This is a genomic window from Paucilactobacillus nenjiangensis (assembly GCF_008632615.1).
Classification (GTDB): Bacteria; Bacillota; Bacilli; order Lactobacillales; family Lactobacillaceae; genus Paucilactobacillus; species Paucilactobacillus nenjiangensis.
On record NZ_CP043939.1, the window covers coordinates 1,448,110 to 1,466,350 of the forward strand.

At 37.8% G+C, this 18,241-nt stretch carries 20 protein-coding genes; 2 read left to right on the forward strand and 18 right to left on the reverse strand.

What is annotated here, in order from left to right; all coding sequences use genetic code 11:
* Window positions 1-126 precede the first annotated feature (126 nt).
* The gene (locus F0161_RS07395) at window positions 127-873 is read right to left on the reverse strand and encodes an amino acid ABC transporter ATP-binding protein (protein ID WP_137602226.1); all 747 of its coding nucleotides are present in this window, start codon (window positions 871-873) and stop codon (window positions 127-129) included.
* 287 nt (window positions 874-1,160) lie between these two features.
* Between F0161_RS07395 and F0161_RS11445 the strand changes: the two genes are divergently transcribed.
* Window positions 1,161-1,304, forward strand: coding sequence for an SPJ_0845 family protein (locus F0161_RS11445; RefSeq protein ID WP_190318852.1), 144 nt, complete (start codon window positions 1,161-1,163; stop codon window positions 1,302-1,304).
* Window positions 1,305-1,373: 69 nt separating this feature from the next.
* Here the strand turns inward: F0161_RS11445 and F0161_RS07400 are convergent, their stop codons facing one another.
* The 9 genes from F0161_RS07400 to rpsO form a co-directional block, all read right to left on the reverse strand.
* Entirely contained in the window at window positions 1,374-1,667 is a 294-nt protein-coding gene (locus F0161_RS07400; RefSeq protein WP_137602227.1) for a nucleoside triphosphate pyrophosphohydrolase family protein, read from the reverse strand.
* Entirely contained in the window at window positions 1,667-2,260 is a 594-nt protein-coding gene (gene yihA, locus F0161_RS07405) for a ribosome biogenesis GTP-binding protein YihA/YsxC (RefSeq protein ID WP_137602228.1), read from the reverse strand. The genes F0161_RS07400 and yihA overlap by 1 nt, the downstream gene beginning before the upstream one ends.
* An 83-nt stretch (window positions 2,261-2,343) precedes the next feature.
* Entirely contained in the window at window positions 2,344-3,591 is a 1,248-nt protein-coding gene (gene clpX, locus F0161_RS07410; RefSeq protein ID WP_150204208.1) for an ATP-dependent Clp protease ATP-binding subunit ClpX, read from the reverse strand.
* Window positions 3,592-3,760: 169 nt separating this feature from the next.
* Window positions 3,761-5,086 carry a trigger factor gene (gene tig, locus F0161_RS07415; protein WP_150204209.1) on the reverse strand — a complete coding sequence of 442 codons (1,326 nt, stop codon included), beginning with the start codon at window positions 5,084-5,086 and terminating at the stop codon, window positions 3,761-3,763.
* Window positions 5,087-5,244: 158 nt separating this feature from the next.
* On the reverse strand, window positions 5,245-6,435 hold the full coding sequence (tuf, locus tag F0161_RS07420; protein ID WP_150204210.1) for an elongation factor Tu: 1,191 nt from the start codon (window positions 6,433-6,435) through the stop codon (window positions 5,245-5,247).
* A gap of 184 nt (window positions 6,436-6,619) precedes the next feature.
* On the reverse strand, window positions 6,620-7,543 hold the full coding sequence (locus F0161_RS07425) for a hypothetical protein (protein ID WP_150204211.1): 924 nt from the start codon (window positions 7,541-7,543) through the stop codon (window positions 6,620-6,622).
* A gap of 77 nt (window positions 7,544-7,620) precedes the next feature.
* Complete coding sequence (locus F0161_RS07430; protein WP_150204212.1) at window positions 7,621-9,336, reverse strand: ribonuclease J; 1,716 nt, start codon at window positions 9,334-9,336, stop codon at window positions 7,621-7,623.
* Between the two features lie 20 nt (window positions 9,337-9,356).
* A complete protein-coding gene (gene dapA, locus F0161_RS07435) occupies window positions 9,357-10,229 on the reverse strand; it encodes a 4-hydroxy-tetrahydrodipicolinate synthase (protein ID WP_150204213.1) in 873 nt (290 codons plus the stop codon).
* 160 nt (window positions 10,230-10,389) lie between these two features.
* Window positions 10,390-10,659, reverse strand: coding sequence for a 30S ribosomal protein S15 (rpsO, locus tag F0161_RS07440; RefSeq protein ID WP_137602235.1), 270 nt, complete (start codon window positions 10,657-10,659; stop codon window positions 10,390-10,392).
* A gap of 244 nt (window positions 10,660-10,903) precedes the next feature.
* Between rpsO and rpsT the strand changes: the two genes are divergently transcribed.
* Window positions 10,904-11,158 carry a 30S ribosomal protein S20 gene (rpsT, locus tag F0161_RS07445; protein ID WP_137602236.1) on the forward strand — a complete coding sequence of 85 codons (255 nt, stop codon included), beginning with the start codon at window positions 10,904-10,906 and terminating at the stop codon, window positions 11,156-11,158.
* A gap of 86 nt (window positions 11,159-11,244) precedes the next feature.
* On the opposite strand, the gene holA is transcribed toward rpsT, so the two are convergent.
* The 8 genes from holA to F0161_RS07485 form a co-directional block, all read right to left on the reverse strand.
* On the reverse strand, window positions 11,245-12,270 hold the full coding sequence (gene holA, locus F0161_RS07450) for a DNA polymerase III subunit delta (RefSeq protein ID WP_150204214.1): 1,026 nt from the start codon (window positions 12,268-12,270) through the stop codon (window positions 11,245-11,247).
* Window positions 12,240-14,348 (reverse strand): DNA internalization-related competence protein ComEC/Rec2, encoded by a 2,109-nt coding sequence (locus F0161_RS07455; RefSeq protein WP_190318853.1) that lies wholly within the window; start codon window positions 14,346-14,348, stop codon window positions 12,240-12,242. The genes holA and F0161_RS07455 overlap by 31 nt, the downstream gene beginning before the upstream one ends.
* Before the next feature lie 192 nt (window positions 14,349-14,540).
* Window positions 14,541-15,020 carry a ComE operon protein 2 gene (locus F0161_RS07460; protein ID WP_137602239.1) on the reverse strand — a complete coding sequence of 160 codons (480 nt, stop codon included), beginning with the start codon at window positions 15,018-15,020 and terminating at the stop codon, window positions 14,541-14,543.
* A 76-nt stretch (window positions 15,021-15,096) separates the two neighbouring features.
* Window positions 15,097-15,729: a helix-hairpin-helix domain-containing protein gene (locus F0161_RS07465; RefSeq protein WP_137602240.1), complete on the reverse strand. Its 633-nt coding sequence runs from the start codon at window positions 15,727-15,729 to the stop codon at window positions 15,097-15,099.
* Between the two features lie 50 nt (window positions 15,730-15,779).
* A complete protein-coding gene (locus F0161_RS07470; protein WP_371858085.1) occupies window positions 15,780-16,793 on the reverse strand; it encodes a SepM family pheromone-processing serine protease in 1,014 nt (337 codons plus the stop codon).
* 28 nt (window positions 16,794-16,821) lie between these two features.
* Window positions 16,822-17,304, reverse strand: a complete 483-nt coding sequence (gene coaD / locus F0161_RS07475; protein WP_137602241.1) for a pantetheine-phosphate adenylyltransferase — start codon at window positions 17,302-17,304, stop codon at window positions 16,822-16,824.
* Window positions 17,301-17,867: a 16S rRNA (guanine(966)-N(2))-methyltransferase RsmD gene (gene rsmD / locus F0161_RS07480; RefSeq protein WP_137602242.1), complete on the reverse strand. Its 567-nt coding sequence runs from the start codon at window positions 17,865-17,867 to the stop codon at window positions 17,301-17,303. The genes coaD and rsmD overlap by 4 nt, the downstream gene beginning before the upstream one ends.
* Window positions 17,867-18,160: a YlbG family protein gene (locus F0161_RS07485; protein WP_318635330.1), complete on the reverse strand. Its 294-nt coding sequence runs from the start codon at window positions 18,158-18,160 to the stop codon at window positions 17,867-17,869. The genes rsmD and F0161_RS07485 overlap by 1 nt, the downstream gene beginning before the upstream one ends.
* Window positions 18,161-18,241 lie beyond the last annotated feature (81 nt).

Genomic DNA, 18,241 nt, shown 5'->3' on the forward strand with positions numbered 1-18,241 from the left:
TCCTAATGCAATATTTCATAGTGTATTAGTTTACTATTACACTATATCCACTTTCAGATAATTTTGCAAGCTTTTTCAAAAAAAATAACCACATCGTTAGTTTTAACGGTGTAGTTAATTATAAGCCTAGGCTTCCAAAATCTTTTCCAAAAAGTCTTTAGCACGATCAGTTTTAGGGTTTGAGAAAAATGTTTCTGGATCTGCGGATTCTTGAATATATCCATCCGCCATGAACCAAATTGTATCTGCCACACTCTTAGCAAAGCCCATTTCGTGTGTGACCACGACCATTGTCATGCCTTCGTCGGCTAAGTCTTGCATAACTTTCAAAACTTCACCAACCATTTCAGGATCTAAAGCACTAGTAGGTTCATCAAATAACATTACTTCTGGATTCATAGCCAGTGCGCGCGCGATTGCAACCCGTTGCTGTTGTCCACCAGATAAACTGACTGGGTAAGCATCTGCCTTATCAGACATACCAACTTTTTCCAATAATTCTTTCGCACTTTTTGTGGCTTCTTCATCTGAGACATTTTTAACTTTTTTGGGTGCCAATTTAAGATTTTCAATCACTGTCATATTTGGGAATAAGTTGAAGCTTTGGAAAACCATCCCCATTTTTTCACGTAACTGATTAACATGCTTTTCATCAAGGGTGGTTAAATCAGTGCCCTCAAACAATACAGATCCACTTGTTGGTGTTTCTAATAAATTGAGACAACGTAAAAAGGTTGATTTACCTGCTCCTGAGGGTCCAATGACACAAATCACTTCTCCAGATTTAACTTCTTCTGAAATATCCTTTAAGACAGCATTTTTGCCATAAACTTTTTGTAGCTTATCAATTTTAATTACTGGTTGAGTTTCCATTTTCAGTTCCTCCTCGGCAATTTATATATTGCCCGTTTCAATGTAAGTTATTATACTATTTATTGTTTGTTTATTCAATAACTTTTCTTTATATCCATATTTTATGCAGAAATATGTGAAATATGCGAATATAACTGCATAATATTCATGGTACCTTTGAATATTATTCAACATTTAACAACATTATTCTTGTACCATAATACATAATCAAGATTTCTATTTAATTTACAATCTTGGCTTATCATGCTATGATTTAACACAATAAAGATACCGAAAGGACAAATAATATGGGATTATTAGCAAACCGTAAAGAAGATTTAGACGAAATGTTCGCCAAATTTGCCTCAGAACCAAAACCAAAAACAGAACATAAACCTAAAGACAAAAACGAAAAAGAAACCAAAGACGAAAAGAAAACTACTGACAAGTAGACTTATAGTTTCTATTCAAACAAAAAGCTAGTCCAACTCATAATTATGAGCTGGACTAGCTTTTTTTAGTTAATCTCGATAACCGTCAGGATAACGATCATTTAATGTTTTAATGTTTGTTTGAGCAATCTCTTCAAAGGAAATATCGGCCCATTCTGCGACTTGAGAAAGATACCAGAGAACGTCACCCATTTCGTGTTTCAGCTCTTCTTTGTCGAGTTTTTGGCCTCTGAAGGTATAGTTTTTAACTAGATCAACTACTTGACCAGTTTCACCAGCTAATCCCAAGGCACAATTAGTCAAAACTTGTTCATTTCCGTAAAGCGTCCGGTTGGCAGCTTTTTGATATTCATTAAATTCCATTATTCGACTCCCCCAATATGTTGTTCAATCCAATCCCAAACTTTTTCTTTACCAAACTTGGTTTCGGCAGAAAAGAGGACCAGTTCTGTATCTCCATCCATATTTAAGGATTTTCTGATTTGGCTTTCTGCTTTATTGCGGACACCAGGTTTGATTTTATCAACCTTAGTACCAACCACCAACACTGGAATATCGTAATATCTCAACCATTCATGCATTGAAATATCGTCAGCCGATGGCTCATGCCGTGAATCAACTAATTGAATCACACCGCGCAATTGTTGGCGAGACGTCAAATAATGCTCAATCATTTCACCAAATTTTTCACGTTCTTTTTTGGAAACCTTAGCGTACCCATATCCTGGGACATCCACAAAATACAATTGATGTTCCACTTCATAAAAGTTCAAAGTCCGCGTTTTTCCAGGCTGACTGGATGTTCTCGCCAAACTCTTTCGATTAATCAGTACATTCGTTAAGGATGATTTCCCCACATTTGAGCGACCAACCAATCCAATTTCTGGATATCCGGTTGTTGGGTACTGTGTTTCCGAAACGGCACTCATTACAATTTCAACTTCATGAACTTCCATGTTGTGTAACCTCCACTGCGACTTTTTTACAATAAAAGAGACCCGATCAAGGGCCCCCAATCAACATCATTTAGTATAACATGTTATGATGCTTTTTCTTTTAAAATATATTCTGGTTCTGATCCATTTACAACATTGCGCTTGTTAATCACCACTTTAACAACATCTTCGCGGCTTGGTAATTCGTACATCACGTCACGCATCACATCTTCAATGATAGAACGGAGTCCACGAGCACCAGTCTTACGTTCAATTGCTAACCTAGCCATTGCTTTTAGTGCCCCATCTGTAAATTCAAGGTCACAATTATCGAGCTTAATGAGGCGTTGGTATTGCTTAACCAAAGCATTTTTAGGTTCAGTTAAAATGCGTACCAAATCATTTTCATCGAGTAACTGAAGTGCAGTTAAGATTGGCAGACGTCCGATAAACTCGGGTATCAATCCAAATTTCAACATATCTTCAGGATTAACATGCTGTAGAACATTCTTTTCAGTCACGTCATCAATTTCTCGTGAGTTACTACCGAATCCAATCGTTTTATCACCGAGTCGATCTTTAACAATCGATTCAATGCCATCAAAAGCACCACCAACGATGAATAAAATGTTTTTGGTATCAATCTGAATGAATTCTTGTTGCGGATGCTTACGGCCACCCTGAGGCGGAACATTAGCAATTGTGCCTTCAAGAATTTTCAATAGGGCTTGTTGAACCCCTTCACCGGAAACGTCCCGCGTAATTGAGACATTTTCACTCTTCTTAGCAATCTTGTCGATTTCGTCAATGTAGATAATGCCTTTTTCAGCACGTTCAACATCATAGTCAGCTGCTTGGAGTAGTTTCAAAATAATATTTTCAACATCTTCTCCAACGTATCCTGCTTCAGTTAACGTGGTAGCATCTGCAATTGCAAACGGAACATTCAAGATTCGAGCTAATGACTGAGCTAAATAAGTTTTACCTGACCCAGTAGGTCCAATCAAGCTAATATTACTTTTTTGTAATTCTGTACCGTCCTCATGATCATCAAGCATTGCATTAACACGTTTGTAGTGGTTATAAACTGCCACTGACAAAGTTTTCTTAGCATCTTCTTGGCCAATCACGTAATCGTTCAATTTGCCAACAATTTCAGCTGGTGTTGGTACATCTAAAAATGAAGCTGCAGAATCTTCAGCAATTTCTTCATCAATAATTTCTTTACATAAATCAATACATTCATTACAAATATAAACCCCAGGACCAGCGACAATTTTTTTCACTTGATCTTGTGATTTACCACAGAATGAACAATTTACGGAATCCATTCCAGTAGTATCTTCAAACATTATCAGATTCCCCCTCTTATTGTTTTCATCTATACAATCATATCAAATCTGAGACAACTTTACGAACAATTGACTCACGACTAGATTATAAGGTAAAAAATGAGCTGCACCAAAACAAAAGTTTTGGAACAGCCCACTTTTTTAGTGAATTATTATTTATAACAAAATGTTATTTCTTGTCTTCACTATCAGCAGCTTTTTTTGCTGTCTTTTCTTGTTTGGCTGAATCACGAACGATATCAACAGCTTTCTTAATCGCAATGTCATGTGCCAACATTTCACGAGAAAGTGCTTTTTCAACAGCGTCTTCTTCCATACCGTATTGAGCAGCTAAGTCTGTAATTTCAGCTTTAACTTCATCATCAGTAGGAACAATTTTTGCGTCTTCAACAATAGCTTCCAAGACAAGGTTAGTCTTGACACGACGTTCTGCATCACCAGCAAATTGTTTTTGCAAATCTTCTTGTGAAGAACCAGTGATTTGGAAGTACATTTCAGGATTGATACCTTGTTGTTGCATGTTAGCTAAATATTGTTGCATTTGACGATTAGTGTCATCATCCAACATAGCTTGTGGGATTTCTTTGATTTCAGCGTTATCAACGGCTTGGCCAATAGCAGCTTCTTCAATGGCTTCCTTAGCTTGTGTTTCTTTTTGTTCTTTTAAGTTAGCTTTAGTCTTGTCTTTTAATTCATCAAGGGTGTCAACATCTTCATCAACATCTTTGGCGAATTCATCATCAAGTTTAGGAAGTTGTTTTTCCTTAACTTCATGAATCTTAGTTGCGAAAATAGCTTCTTTACCAGCGAGTTCTTTAGCTTGGTAATCATCTGGGAAAGTCACTTTAACTTCAACATCTTCACCAGCTTTATGACCAACTAATTGATCTTCAAAGCCAGGAATAAATGAGTTTGATCCTAATTCAAGTGAGTGGTTATCGGCAGAACCGCCATCAAACTTTTCACCGTCGATTGAACCAGAGTAATCAATCACAACTGTATCGCCATTTTTAGCTTCTTTGTCTTCTTTAAGCACAAGTTCAGCTTGTTGTTGACGTTGTTTTTCAAGTTCTGCATCAACTTCCTTCACTAAAACACGAGTGCTTTGCTTAGGAACAGTTAATCCTTTATATTCACCAAGTTTTACGTCTGGCTTAACAGTGACGATGGCTTTTAATACCCATGGTTGATCTTTTTCCATGCTTTCAGCATCGATGTGTGGTTGGTCAACTGGTTCGATGCCAGCTTCTTTAATAGCAGCTTCATAAGCTTCTGGTAAAACGATGTTCAAGGCATCTTGATACAAAGCTTCTTCACCATACATTTGGTTGAAGATTTGGCGAGGCATCTTGCCTTTACGGAATCCAGGAACTGCCAAAGTCTTTTTGGCTTTAGCAAAAGCTGAATCGATTCCTTTCTTAATTGTATCAACATCAATATCAAATGTTAATGTTCCTTGGTTGGTTTCGCTATCGCGTTCCCATTTTGCTGACATGTTGTTTCCTCCATACACTATTAATCATTTATTTAAAATACTTTTTTTCATACCTGTTAAGTCTACCGTATCGAACGAAAAAAGTAAACATTTGAAAGTTAAATACAAAAAAAACTTGGTAAACAAAGTTTACCAAGTTTGATTTAAATACTTATATATTAGTCTTCGATTTCTGAAACGACACCGGCACCAACAGTATGGCCACCTTCACGAACAGTAAACTTAAGACCCTTTTCAATAGCAACTGGGTTGATAAGTTCTACATCAAATGTAACGTTATCACCAGGCATAACCATTTCTACACCGTCTGGCAAACCGATAACACCGGTAACGTCAGTAGTATGGAAATAGAATTGAGGACGGTAGTTTGAGAAGAATGGAGTATGACGTCCACCTTCTTCTTTAGTCAAGATATAAACTTCCGCTTTGAAAGTTTTGTGAGTCTTGATTGAGCCAGGAGCGGCCAAAACTTGTCCACGTTCGATTTGATCGCGGTTAATACCACGAAGCAATGCACCAACGTTGTCTCCGGCCTCACCAGCATCAAGAGTCTTACGGAACATTTCAAGACCAGTAACTGTAGTCTTTGTAACGTCATCATGAAGACCAACGATTTCAACTTCATCACCAACGTGTACTTCACCACGATCGATACGACCAGAAGCAACAGTACCACGACCAGTAATAGTGAATACATCTTCAACAGGCATCAAGAATGGCTTGTCTGTATCACGTTTTGGAGTTGGAATGTATGAGTCAACAGTATCCATAAGTTCCATGATAACTTTTTGTTGTTCTGGATCGCCTTCAAGTGCTTTAAGAGCTGATCCACGGATAACAGGAATATCATCACCAGGGAAATCGTATTCTGAAAGTAATTCACGTACTTCCATTTCTACTAAGTCAACTAATTCGTCATCATCAACAAGATCAGTCTTGTTAAGGAATACAACGATGTAATCAACACCAACTTGGCGAGCAAGAAGGATATGTTCACGTGTTTGTGGCATAGGACCATCAGTTGCGGCAACAACAAGGATGGCACCATCCATTTGTGCAGCACCAGTGATCATATTTTTAACGTAATCAGCATGTCCAGGTGCATCGATATGGGCATAGTGACGCTTTTCAGTTTCATATTCAACGTGGGCAGTGTTGATAGTGATACCACGTTCTTTTTCTTCAGGAGCAGCATCAATAGTTGCAAAGTCTGCAGCTTCAGCCAATCCCTTAGTAGCTAACACTGCTGTGATAGCTGCTGTTAAAGTTGTTTTCCCATGATCAACGTGGCCAATAGTACCAATGTTAACATGGGGTTTTGTACGTTCATAATGTTCTTTTTCTGCCATTATTAAAACCCTCCAGATAATTGTGTAAGTATGATGTCAGCCACTCGGTTGCAACTGACACACCTTTAATAAAGATTATACTACTTCCCCTCGATAATTAAAAGTCATTTACGACGCTTCAAGAAGAAACCTTAACCATTATATACAGTACAAATTTATTTGTAAACAATAAAATCCAAACTTTTTAACCCATATTGCGAAAAAGCTGCTCAGCCAAGTCACTTAAAGTTTTTTGCCATACCAGCATTGACTCGATTTCAGGAGCCACTTCAGAAATTTCCTGGTTCTTTATTTTTTTAATGGAAATTTCCACCCAAACCTGGTAATCCACTACGACTTTCTCAATAAACGGATAACTAAAGACCATTTGCAACTTAAATTCTTGTAATAAGCCATTGAGTAATACTGGATCATCATCACCCATCAAATCCCTAAATAATTGGTTCACATTGAGATAAATTGGATTTTCATCTAACGGAGTGACTTTGACTGCATTAAATTCGTGCTCCTGGTCATCAATCCACAACATTTTTAAATCTTGATCTAATTGAAGTTGTTGCAAAATTTGTACAATTGAAGACCGAATCAGAATACTCGTGTAAGCATCTCTTAACAAAAATGCCGCCCCTTTGACGTACTCATTGAGTGGTAATTGATACGCATTTTCAAATCGTTGCTTTTGTTCAGCAAAGGTTGCATCACCCAGATGATAAAAATGTTTAGCATTCGTGGCGATGGTTTCGGTTAAATCAAGCTCCGCCTGTTCTTCCGCCCGTGTTATTTGTGCAATTAATTTAACTCTGTGGGCAAACTCAACTGAATTTGCAAATACTCGCGCACGGATAAATTGATTCGTTGCTAAAAAAACTGCGATGATTAATTCAACGGTTGTTGAATCACTCAAATATTGAGTTTCAAATTCTAAGGCATAGGTTAAGGCAGTTTGATACTGTTCATCTTCGTATAACGACTGCACCAATAATTTATTAACTTCTTCATCTGGGGTTTCTTGATATAGGGTTTCCAGTAAATCGCTGGCTGTCCCCCAATTTTCATTTGTGATAGCAATTTTCGCATCTTCCAACATTTTTAACTGCTTATCATCCATTCATGTCACTTCCTTAAAGAAAAAGAACTGCGACAAAACTAATGTTTTGCTGACAGTCCTTCAAACTTAGCTATTTATTATTCTGATTCTGTTTGCTTTTCTTGTTGCTTAGGTTTTTTCTTGTTGATTTTACGTGCATGTTGATTGACTTCCATGATGACTGGAAGAATCACTGGATGACGCTTGGTTTGTTCAAATAAGAAACGGTTTAATTTGTCTCGCACATCTTGTTTTAGATGTCCCCAATCAAATTCTTTGTTATCTAAATTATCTTGAACAGTTTCTTCAACAAGTTTGGCGCTTTGATTCATTAATTCACGGTTCGTCTTAACAAAAACAAATCCGCGTGAAGTAATTTTTGGTTGTGCCACAATTTTTTTCTTGCGACGATCAATAGTTACTACAACGACAAAGATACCATCTTCAGCCAAGACACGACGGTCTCGAAGGACGATATTTCCAATGTCCCCAACGCCGATACCATCAATCATCGTGTCGCCAACTTCAACACTATCTCCCAGATGCATTTCTTTACCATTAAAATCAAGGACATCACCCTTGGATGTGATAAAGATATTTTCTGGATCAATGCCAACTTCTTCAGCTAGTTTTGCATGTTTACTCAATAAACGATACTCGCCTTGAATAGGAATGAAATATTTTGGCTTCATGAAGTTCAACATCAGTTGTAAATCATTTTGGCTCGCATGACCTGAAGGTTGAAGATCATCAGAGATAGATTTCACTTCTGCCCCGGCACGATAAATCATGTCTCGAGTTTTTTGAACGGTCGTTTCCATTGCGTTTGAAGGAGTTGTAGTAATAAAGACCAGATCATTAGGTCCTAATTTAACGTCCTTGTCATCGCCATTAGCCATCTTTTGTAGTGATTTAATAGGTTCACCCATCTTACCAGTTTCTAAGATAACCACTTGTTCGTCTTCGAGTTCGTTAGCTTCTTCAATTGTAATCAAAATCTTTTCTTCAGGTAATTTGATTTTACCTAATGACATTGCCGTTTTAACAATTTTTTCTAAATCATGACCAGAAAGTACGACTTTACGATCAACTTCTGAAGCTGCATCTAAGACTTGTTGAATTCGTAAGATATTCGATGCAACACTGGCTACGACAATCCGATTTTTCGAATAGCGGAAAGTTTCCACAATATATTCAGCGATTGTTTTTTCGCGTTCGCTTTGGCCAAAGTTCTCGGCACCAGCAGAATCACTTAACAGTGCCAAAACGCCTTCCGTGCCAATTTCAGCTAACCGAGCCAAGTCAGTTTGATAACCTGGTAAGGCAGTTTGGTCGAACTTGAAGTCCCCAGTGTAAACTATGTCTCCACTATCAGTTTTTAAAACGATTCCCAATGATTCAGTAATCGTATGGGTAGTTTTAAAGAATGACACAGTGACGTTGTCAAAATCAATTTCTGTCTTTTGATCGACAACGTGAAAATCATCTGTGTTTTTGCCTTTAACGCCAAGTTTGGCCAAAGCGATTGTTAAATCTGACCCAAACACTGGTACTTGGAAATCATCCAAGAAATATGGTAAAGCGCCAATTGCATCTGCGTGTCCATGTGTCAAAAATACGCCTACGACACGATCTGCATTTTCTTTTAAATATGTCCAGTCAGGAATGACCACGTCAATTCCTAACATCTCATTTTCTGGATATTTTAAACCACAGTCTAAAATAAAAATTTTGTCGTCCACTTCAACAGAATACATGTTTTTCCCATTTTCACGTACTCCCCCAATCGGAACGATCCGAATGTTGTTACTCATTAATTCACCTTTGAATCTTTCTAGATTTCTAAAATCTTAAATAATTTTGCTTCTTCTTCTTTGTCCAATGCCAAGATTGGTAAACGGCATCCCCCAACAGTGTGTCCTTGATAGTTCAATACTGCCTTAACAGGTGATGGTGATGGATACATAAACAATGCATTCATTTTAGGTGTCAATTCACGTTGAATCGCAGCGGCTGCTTTCACATCGCCCTTATCAACATCAGTGAACATTTCACTGATTTCATTACCAAATACATGACTGGCAACAGAGATTAAGCCTGAGCCACCAATTTCTTTAGTAGCTAAAGCTAAGTTATCTTCGCCGGAATAAACATAGAATCCGTCAGCAGAGCCCTTAACGATTGCACCCAAGTCATCAATGTTAGTACATTGCTTAACACCCATAATATTGTCGACATGACTTAATTCAATCACAGTATCAACTGCCATCGTCACACCTGTCCGTCCAGGAATGTTATAAATAATAATTGGAACAGGACTTTCCTTAGCTACCGCCTTGAAATGAGCAATCATTCCTTTTTGGTTAGGCTTGTTATAATATGGTACGACGACTAGCGCAGCATCAACACCATCAATTGCACCAGCTTCTTTAGTGAAGTCAATGGTTTCTTGAGTGTTGTTTGAACCAGTACCGATTACCATTGGTACACGGCCCTTTAAAATGCGTCCACTTTCTTTATACAAAGTGATTTTTTCATCGTGAGACAAGGTTGGTGTTTCACCAGTTGTACCACCAACAATAAATCCTTTGGTACCATTATCAATCAGATAGTTTAATACGTTCTCCAATCTAGCGATATCCAATTGGTTATCGTCATCAAATGGTGTTACAACAGCGGTCATCAAATCTACATTCTCAAATGTCATCTTAAATTTCCCCTTTATTCAATTAATATTAGTCCGAATAGATACTTATTTAAGTTTACCACATAATTCACAAATTGCGATAACTATCACTAGCTACGGCAAAGTTATTTTTTACTATGTACAAAAAAAGGGAAGAGCCTATGCTCAACCCTTCCCCATCTTAACGACGTAATCCTAATTTTTGGATTAGATCACGGTAACGAGCAACATCATTCTTACGAAGATATGCAAGCAAGTTACGACGATGACCAATCTTTTTCATTAGTCCGCGTTGTGAATGAAAATCTTTTTTATGAACACTTAAATGTTCATTAAGTTCGTTAATGTCAGCAGTTAAAACTGCAACTTGAACTTCAACAGAACCTGTGTCACCTTCGTGACGAGCATATTCTGTCATGATTTCAGTTTTACGTTCTTGTGAAATAGCCATGTTAGTTTCCCACCTTTCATAATAATTAATGCGACCATTTTCTAAGTAAAACGTCGGTGAGGATCGCTAAACTGAGAAAAGGTTACGTCAAAACATTTTTTGACTCTTAATAATATACTGTATTTAATCTAATAGTGCAAGTTTGTTTCACTAATCTATCCTTGCAAATACTTGAGTCATTTTGTATAATGTTTAGTGTTGAAAAAATCAGCTTAGATAAACTATATTTCATGGAGGTGAAACCATGCCAATTATCCAATCTGCGTTTAAACGTGTCCGTGTAAACGAAAAGGCTCAAGAACGTAATGCTTCTCAATTAAGCTCAATGCGTACAGCCGTAAAGAAGTTCGAAAAGGCTAAGACTGCAGGTGCAGACAACCTTGAAGAAACTTTTAAGAATGCACTCTCAGCTATTGACCGTGCCCATTCAAAGGGTTTGATTAAAGCAAACAAGGCTGCTCGTGACAAGTCACGTTTGTCAGCTCGTTACGCTAAATAATCAATTTAACTGAAATATAAAGCGTCAAACATCTCTCGGTGTTTGACGCTTTTTTTATTTTTTATAAAATATTTTAAATCAACAATTTAAGAAGCTAACTTCGCATACTTCAACATGAACAGTTCAAATAATAATTGTGGGTTCCGAGTCGTCGTTTTTAACTGTTGTTCAATATCGACTAATCCGACATAGGCTTGCTCAAGTAATTGAGTTGAAAAACGTTTGACGGTTTGCATTGCCATTTTGACACGGAACGGATGTGCTTTGATTTCAGATGCAATCCCACCCTGACTTAACCCACGTTGAGCTAGAACTTGCACTTGAATTAATAACCGAAATTGCCCAACTAAGATTGCATTAATCATGATTGGTTGCTCTTGGCTCTCAATTAAGTCTTGATAGTGTTGAATGGCTAATTGCTGGTTTTTGGCCAAGACTGCGTTCACTAAATCAAACACATTTTGATCTAATGACTGTGGTACCAGGCCTCTTACTCCGTCTAAGGAAATCTTTTTAGTTTGCAAATCAAATAGTTCCAATTTTGAAATTGAACCAGCCATTAAGGAATAATCCGCGTTTGTTCTGGTGACTAGTTCATCTAAGACTGCCTGCTCCATTTGATAACCATCAGCTTGAACTTGCTGTTTGACTAGTTTACGAGCTGCCTGTTCAGTCAATGGTGCTGCGCTGACCTCTTCAGCAACTTTTTTGAGCTGTTTAACAATTTTTTTACGACCATCTAATTTTTCATAAGGCGCCATAAACACTAAAATTGTATCAACTTCTGGATGAGTTAAATAATTTTCTAAACTATCTAAATCGTGATCAATTTTAGTTGATTTATTCTCACCAGTTAAAAAATATGGTTTATTGACGAGCACTAACCGCTTATCACCAAAAAATGGGGCTGACATAGCATCATCAAGCGCCACAGCTAGGGGTGTCGTTTCCATATCATAGCTGCCGACATTCATGACTTTTTGGTCTTCCGGAATCAGCTGGTTAAAGGCTTCTCTGGCTTGTTCCATTAAAATACTTTGTTGACCCAAAACTACATACACTTGCCCCACTGGTTTTGAAGTTAACTGTTTTCGTAAGGTGGTAACATCCATGTCAGTTCATTTCCTTTCAGGATAGTAATCCATTTTTGATGATTAAAAGGATCAAATTCATATTTAATCATACCGTACTTTTGCGTCGATAGCGATGGAACATTTTGTTTCTTTAATGTCTTCATAGTCTTATTATTAGGGTGCCCATAACGATTCATTCGACCGGCGGAAATAATCGCCACTTCCGGCTGCACTTGTTTAATGAAACTAGGTGCCGATGCCGTCTTACTACCATGATGGCCTAATTTTAAGACATCGGTTTTCAAATTAGGATATCTCTTAATAACTTGTTTTTCACCATTTTGATCCAAATCACCCATAAATAGAAATTGCTTGTGGCCAAATTTGCCGGATAAAACCATTGAATCTTCGTTGGCACCCTTGCCGGCCTTAAATGGATGCAATATTTGTAAAGGAAAGTTGGCGATTTGACTACTATCAGTCACCGGTACAAGTTTACTATGTTGGTGTTGGGCCAAAGGTAAGACCTTTTGCTTAAAATTGGCTTGTGATTCCATCCCCGCCGGATAAATAATTTGTTTGACTTTGAGATGTTTTAAAACGTCGGAGCTATAACCGATGTGATCTGTGTCTTGATGCGACAAACAGAGTGTGTCGATTTGACTAATTCCCTTACTCTTTAAATAATTGACACTGACGCGCATTGCTCGACTGGTTGGTGACGTGCCATTAGCCCAATTTGGTTTAGGAAAGGTCAATTGACCCCCAGTATCAATCAAAATAACATTGCGATTAAATGGAGTTCGGATTAGGAAACTATCACCTTGACCAATATCAAAAAAGACCACTTCACCTGCCAACGGAAAATGAATCAGGCAAAAAATTGCTAAATAACTGGCAACTAACCCTAACCAGCAACGACGATTATTCGGTAGCGCAGCCACTATTAAGCTAATCACAAATAAGCCCATTGCCAACATCAATGGTGGCTTCCCGAAATGTATTAATCCTGGTAATTCGCCAATTTGATTGACCACAAATTGAAAAAGATTCAAACATTGCTCAATCAAATTCGTCACTTGTGGCAATGTGCCAAATGAAAGTGCAGCAACAATTACTAATGGAAAAATGACCACTGAAAAAAATGGAATCATCAAATAGCTGGCTAATAGACTCAACACATGCCATTCGAATACGAAATATAAAATTGATGGAAGCCCAACTAAATTGAGCAACACCGCATTCATCAGTGATTCGTGCTGGTCAGGTAAAAACTGCAGCATTAATGCTAATAAGTAGCTTAACTGCCCGCCTAACGTGAGTAACACATTAGGTTGAATCAATAAGCCGCCTAGAAGTCCAAGGCTCCAGATATCTACCTTAGATAAATGACACAGCTTAGCTTGACCAAATAAAGACAATTCGGCCATCAAGATAGACCGAATCAAGCTAGATGATCCGCCACCAATAATTAAATAGGCGGGTAACACAACGATCAAGACCCACGTGGTCCATTCTTTATTAAAATGCAATTCAATCAGTAAGCGCCGTAATAAACTGATGAAGATTACTACGTGCATCCCCGAAATACTGAATAAATGAATTAATCCGAGCTGTTTAACACCAGACATTTTTTCGTAAAAATCACTAGGCGAGTTACCAATTAATAAACTATTGCAATAATCTCGTGTCGTAGCTGGTATTTTGGCAAAATATTGAATTAAAAAGATGCGAATTCGATGACACTGATTTTGCCACACCAATTTAGTCGGAATTTTGGCACGTTGAATTGACTCAATTTTTTCAATATTTACTTGATTGTAGATGTGTTTCGTTAAGTTAAACTGGATGGAATCAAACTGATTTTCATTCGTGGCTGGTAGGATGCCCGAACGTTTCCCTTGGACAATCCATTCTGTCGTATCTTTGATTTTAGTAAATTGCTGTTGCTTAGCTTGCGAATCAATATAACCATACATCTGAACCTTTTGATGATGACTTAGGTCATAGGCAATGGCTGAATAGCGGTCACCATTCACTTTTAACTCATCAGGATAAACACGTAATTTAATTAACTGATCCTGTTGATTATTTAAAGTGGCATTGTTAATTTGCACAGCAAAATAACCACAGTAGCCCACCGCACCTAAGCTAGTGATTAAACAGACAAACAGTACTTTTTTCTTGTTCAGGGTAATGATTCGAATAATTAACCATACTCCGAACCACAGTAATAACCATTGTTTTGAAAACCAAGTGGAACAAATTAGTCCCGCACATAGCGCAGGAAACAGTAGATAATTTTTAATTTAGTCTTGGCTGATAAAGTCTTCTAATTTAGTTTCAGTGATAACATTTTGATCTAATTTGATATGATTTAATTCAATGTTTTTTAGTTTTAATAATTTCATGGCGTACTCGTCATTATGATAATTTCTTAAATAATTAATTTGGGTGATGCCAGCTTGCAATAACATTTTCGTGCATTGCAAACATGGAAAATCAGTCACGTAAATTGCTGCGCCGTCCGTGGACACACCAAAACGTGCACACTGTAAAATAGCATTCATTTCAGCATGAATGGTTCTCACGCAGTGTCCATCGACTAAATAACAATCGTGATCAATACAATGTTCATCCCCAGCAACGGAACCATTATAGCCACCAGCGATAATTCGTTTGTCACGCACAATGGTTGCGCCAACTGATAATCGTTTACAAGTGCTCCGGGAAGCTAAAAGCACCGCCTGAAGCATGAAATATTGATCCCAATCAATTCTCGTATCCATGGATTAACACCCTCTTTTCTTTTCATATATTATAATAAAAAACATTGATTAATCAAACCACTTGTTTCAAAACCAGTTAAATTGAAAGTTGATCTCTGATCTTATCGACACTTTTATCGCCGAAGCCACTCACCTCTTTGAGCTCGTCAATTGATTTAAATTGACCGTGTTGTTCCCGATATGCCAGAATTAAATCAGCTTTTTTGTCCCCCACCCCCGTAATTTGTGTTAGCTGTTCCTTAGTCGCCGTGTTCAAATTGACAATCGCGGCTTGACTTGTACTGTCTGCTCCCGCTTGACTACTTGTTGCACCGATTGGACTGGTGTCTTCCCCTTGCATCGGTACATATAAAACTTGCTGGTCCGTCACGGCTTGAGCCATATTGACGTGATTTGGATCGGCCCCAGTTAATAATCCACCTGCACAATCAATTGCATCCTGAGCACGTAATCCTTGTCGTAATTTATAGACCCCTGGCCGTTTGACTGCCCCTTTTACGTCCACATAAACTCCCGCATGTTGATCAGCATTGGGCGTCGCCAACCTTTTTTGACTGCTACTTTGTTCACTATTAGTCTCTGCTGAAATCGTAACTTCATCATTTTTAGCACCTTGTGAAGTCAGCATCACTACGATTGCGACAACGGCACAAATGCCAATTAAACAATATTTGCGATAATCTTCCCAAATCATTTTTATAAATTCCATCAAAAAAACCTCCTTTACTTAGTAAATACGTAAAAGAGGTCTAAATTGTGTTAATTATTTTGCAAATATTTAATTGCATCATCAAAAGTTTTCACTGGAACAACTTTCATATTTGGTGCATATTTTTTGGCAGTGGCTTTGGCTAATTGATAATTAGTCTTATGCTGCTCTTCGTACTTCAATAATGCTTTTGTCGGTTTCACGTATGGGGCAAAGAAAATTTTAGCGCCTGATTTTTTGGCAGCAATCACCTTTTTATCAATCCCTCCAATTTCACCAACCGAACCATCAGGGTTGATTGTCCCTGTACCAGCAATTTTTTGACCATGACGCAAATTTTGACCGGTTAATTGCTCGTAAATTTGTAAACTAAACATTAACCCGCCAGAAGGTCCACCTAACTGCCCAGGCTCAACATCAACCGGAATTTTAGTGGTTACCTTCACATTATCAGTCAAGACAATTCCAATCCCAGACCGAGTCGTAGTTAACTTAATTAACGGTTGGGTACTGGTTTTTTCTTTACCGTTATGCAAATAAGTCACCGTGACCTTCGTTCCCACTTTTTGCTTACCAATATATTTTTGATAACCAGTGGCCGTATCAAAGTGATGACCATTAACCTTGGTAACCGTGTCTCCTACTTTGATGTCGTGTTTAAATTTAGAATTCTTAGTAATTTGCAGAACATAAATACCTAAATATTTTTTGGTATATTCCTGACCAGCTGCTTTATAGGCAGTCGCAATCGATTCATTAATGGCGCTTTTCATATAAAAATTTTGAACTTTTTCATACGTGGCGTCACTAACACCACCCGTAATGTCATCTTCTTTTTCAATTGAGGCATGCGGATTGGCTAACGCCCATAAATAAGTGGCTGGCCGCGCGCGTTGTAAATAAACCGACGTAATCATAAAACTACCAGATTGCTTGTCTCGCTTATTATTCACACTCACGTAGCTCTTTAAATCATCAGCTGTTCCTGGACTTTCGATATACGAGTTCAACGGAAACAGCATAATGAAAGCTAAAACGACTAGGGCAACAACCCCAATCGTTATTTTTTTCCATCTAGCAAGCTTTTTCAAATTATTTTCCTCGTAACTTTTCCGCTAATTGTTTGCTGATACTACCAGGTAAATAATCATCAATATTGCCGCCATAAATGGCTACTTCTTTTAACAAACTGCTTGAAAGGTGTTGATACTTTGGATCTGCCATCATAAACATCGTTTCTACCTGATTATCCAGATGTAAGTTCATGGCCGCAATATCGCGTTCATATTGGAAATCAGCCGTATTACGCAAACCACGTAACAAATAATCTGCCCCAATTTTATTCATCAAATCAACCGTTAATCCTTCAGTGGTAATCACTGATACGTTCGGTAACTGTTGCACGGCTTCTTTAATTTGGTCAACCCGTTCTTGCACCGTAAATAGTGGTGTCTTAGAAGTATTAGTCATCACTGCCACTGCTAATTGATCAAATAATTGACTACCGCGTTTAATTAAATCTAAATGTCCTAAGGTTAGTGGATCAAAACTTCCTGGAAAAATTGCTACTTTCATCTCTCATTGCCTCCTACATAACGATAAATTGTTAAAACTGTAATCCCGTAATCCTGGTGACGAACTAGTTCAAAATCAGTTAAATCTTCAGGCAATTGTGCCTGTTGGTCGGTTTCGCAAACAATAATCGCCCCGTCGTCCAATAAATTTAACTCAACCATTTGATTCAAGTTATCCAGAATTTTTTGTTTAGCATAAGGTGGGTCCAAGTACACCAGTGCAAAGCTCATCTCGCGTTGTTGCAAGATTGCTAATGCCTTACTAGCTTCTTGTTTATAAATCTCAAATTTTTCTTCTTGCTTGGTTACACTAACATTATCTTTAATAGTTTTAATGGCCTGATAGCTCATGTCAATTAGCACGGCCTTATCTATTCCGCGTGACACGCCTTCTATACTTAAGCCGCCGCTTCCAGCATATAAGTCCAGACTATTGCCGCCATCAAAATAGGGCCCGATAATATTAAATAAGGCTTCTTTAACCTTGTCAGTAGTTGGTCGCGTACCATTGCCTGGAACTGCTTTTAATTTCCGACCACCAAATTCTCCTGCCACAACACGCATTAATTCTCATCCTCATCAATTTTATGATAAATTCCAGCCGCATTCAGATCAGACATTGTTGGATCAACATCTGGCCAATGCGAAATAACCACACGTTTCACGAATTTTAATTTGTTAATTCGCTCTTGTACATCCTCAATTTGTTCCTGATTAGTATACAAAATAACGTAATGCATTCTTGTTGATGAATATTCAATTTTGCCGAAGCGTCTTAATTGTCGCACCATGCGCATATTATTGACGTATATAATTAATGATTGTCTTGGTTTAATTTGAAAATCCATAATTACCATCTCTCTTTTTTATATACGAATATTGTATCAAACTTTGGCTTGTCTTGCTGACTTATCCAAATCCAAAACCAAGTATAAATC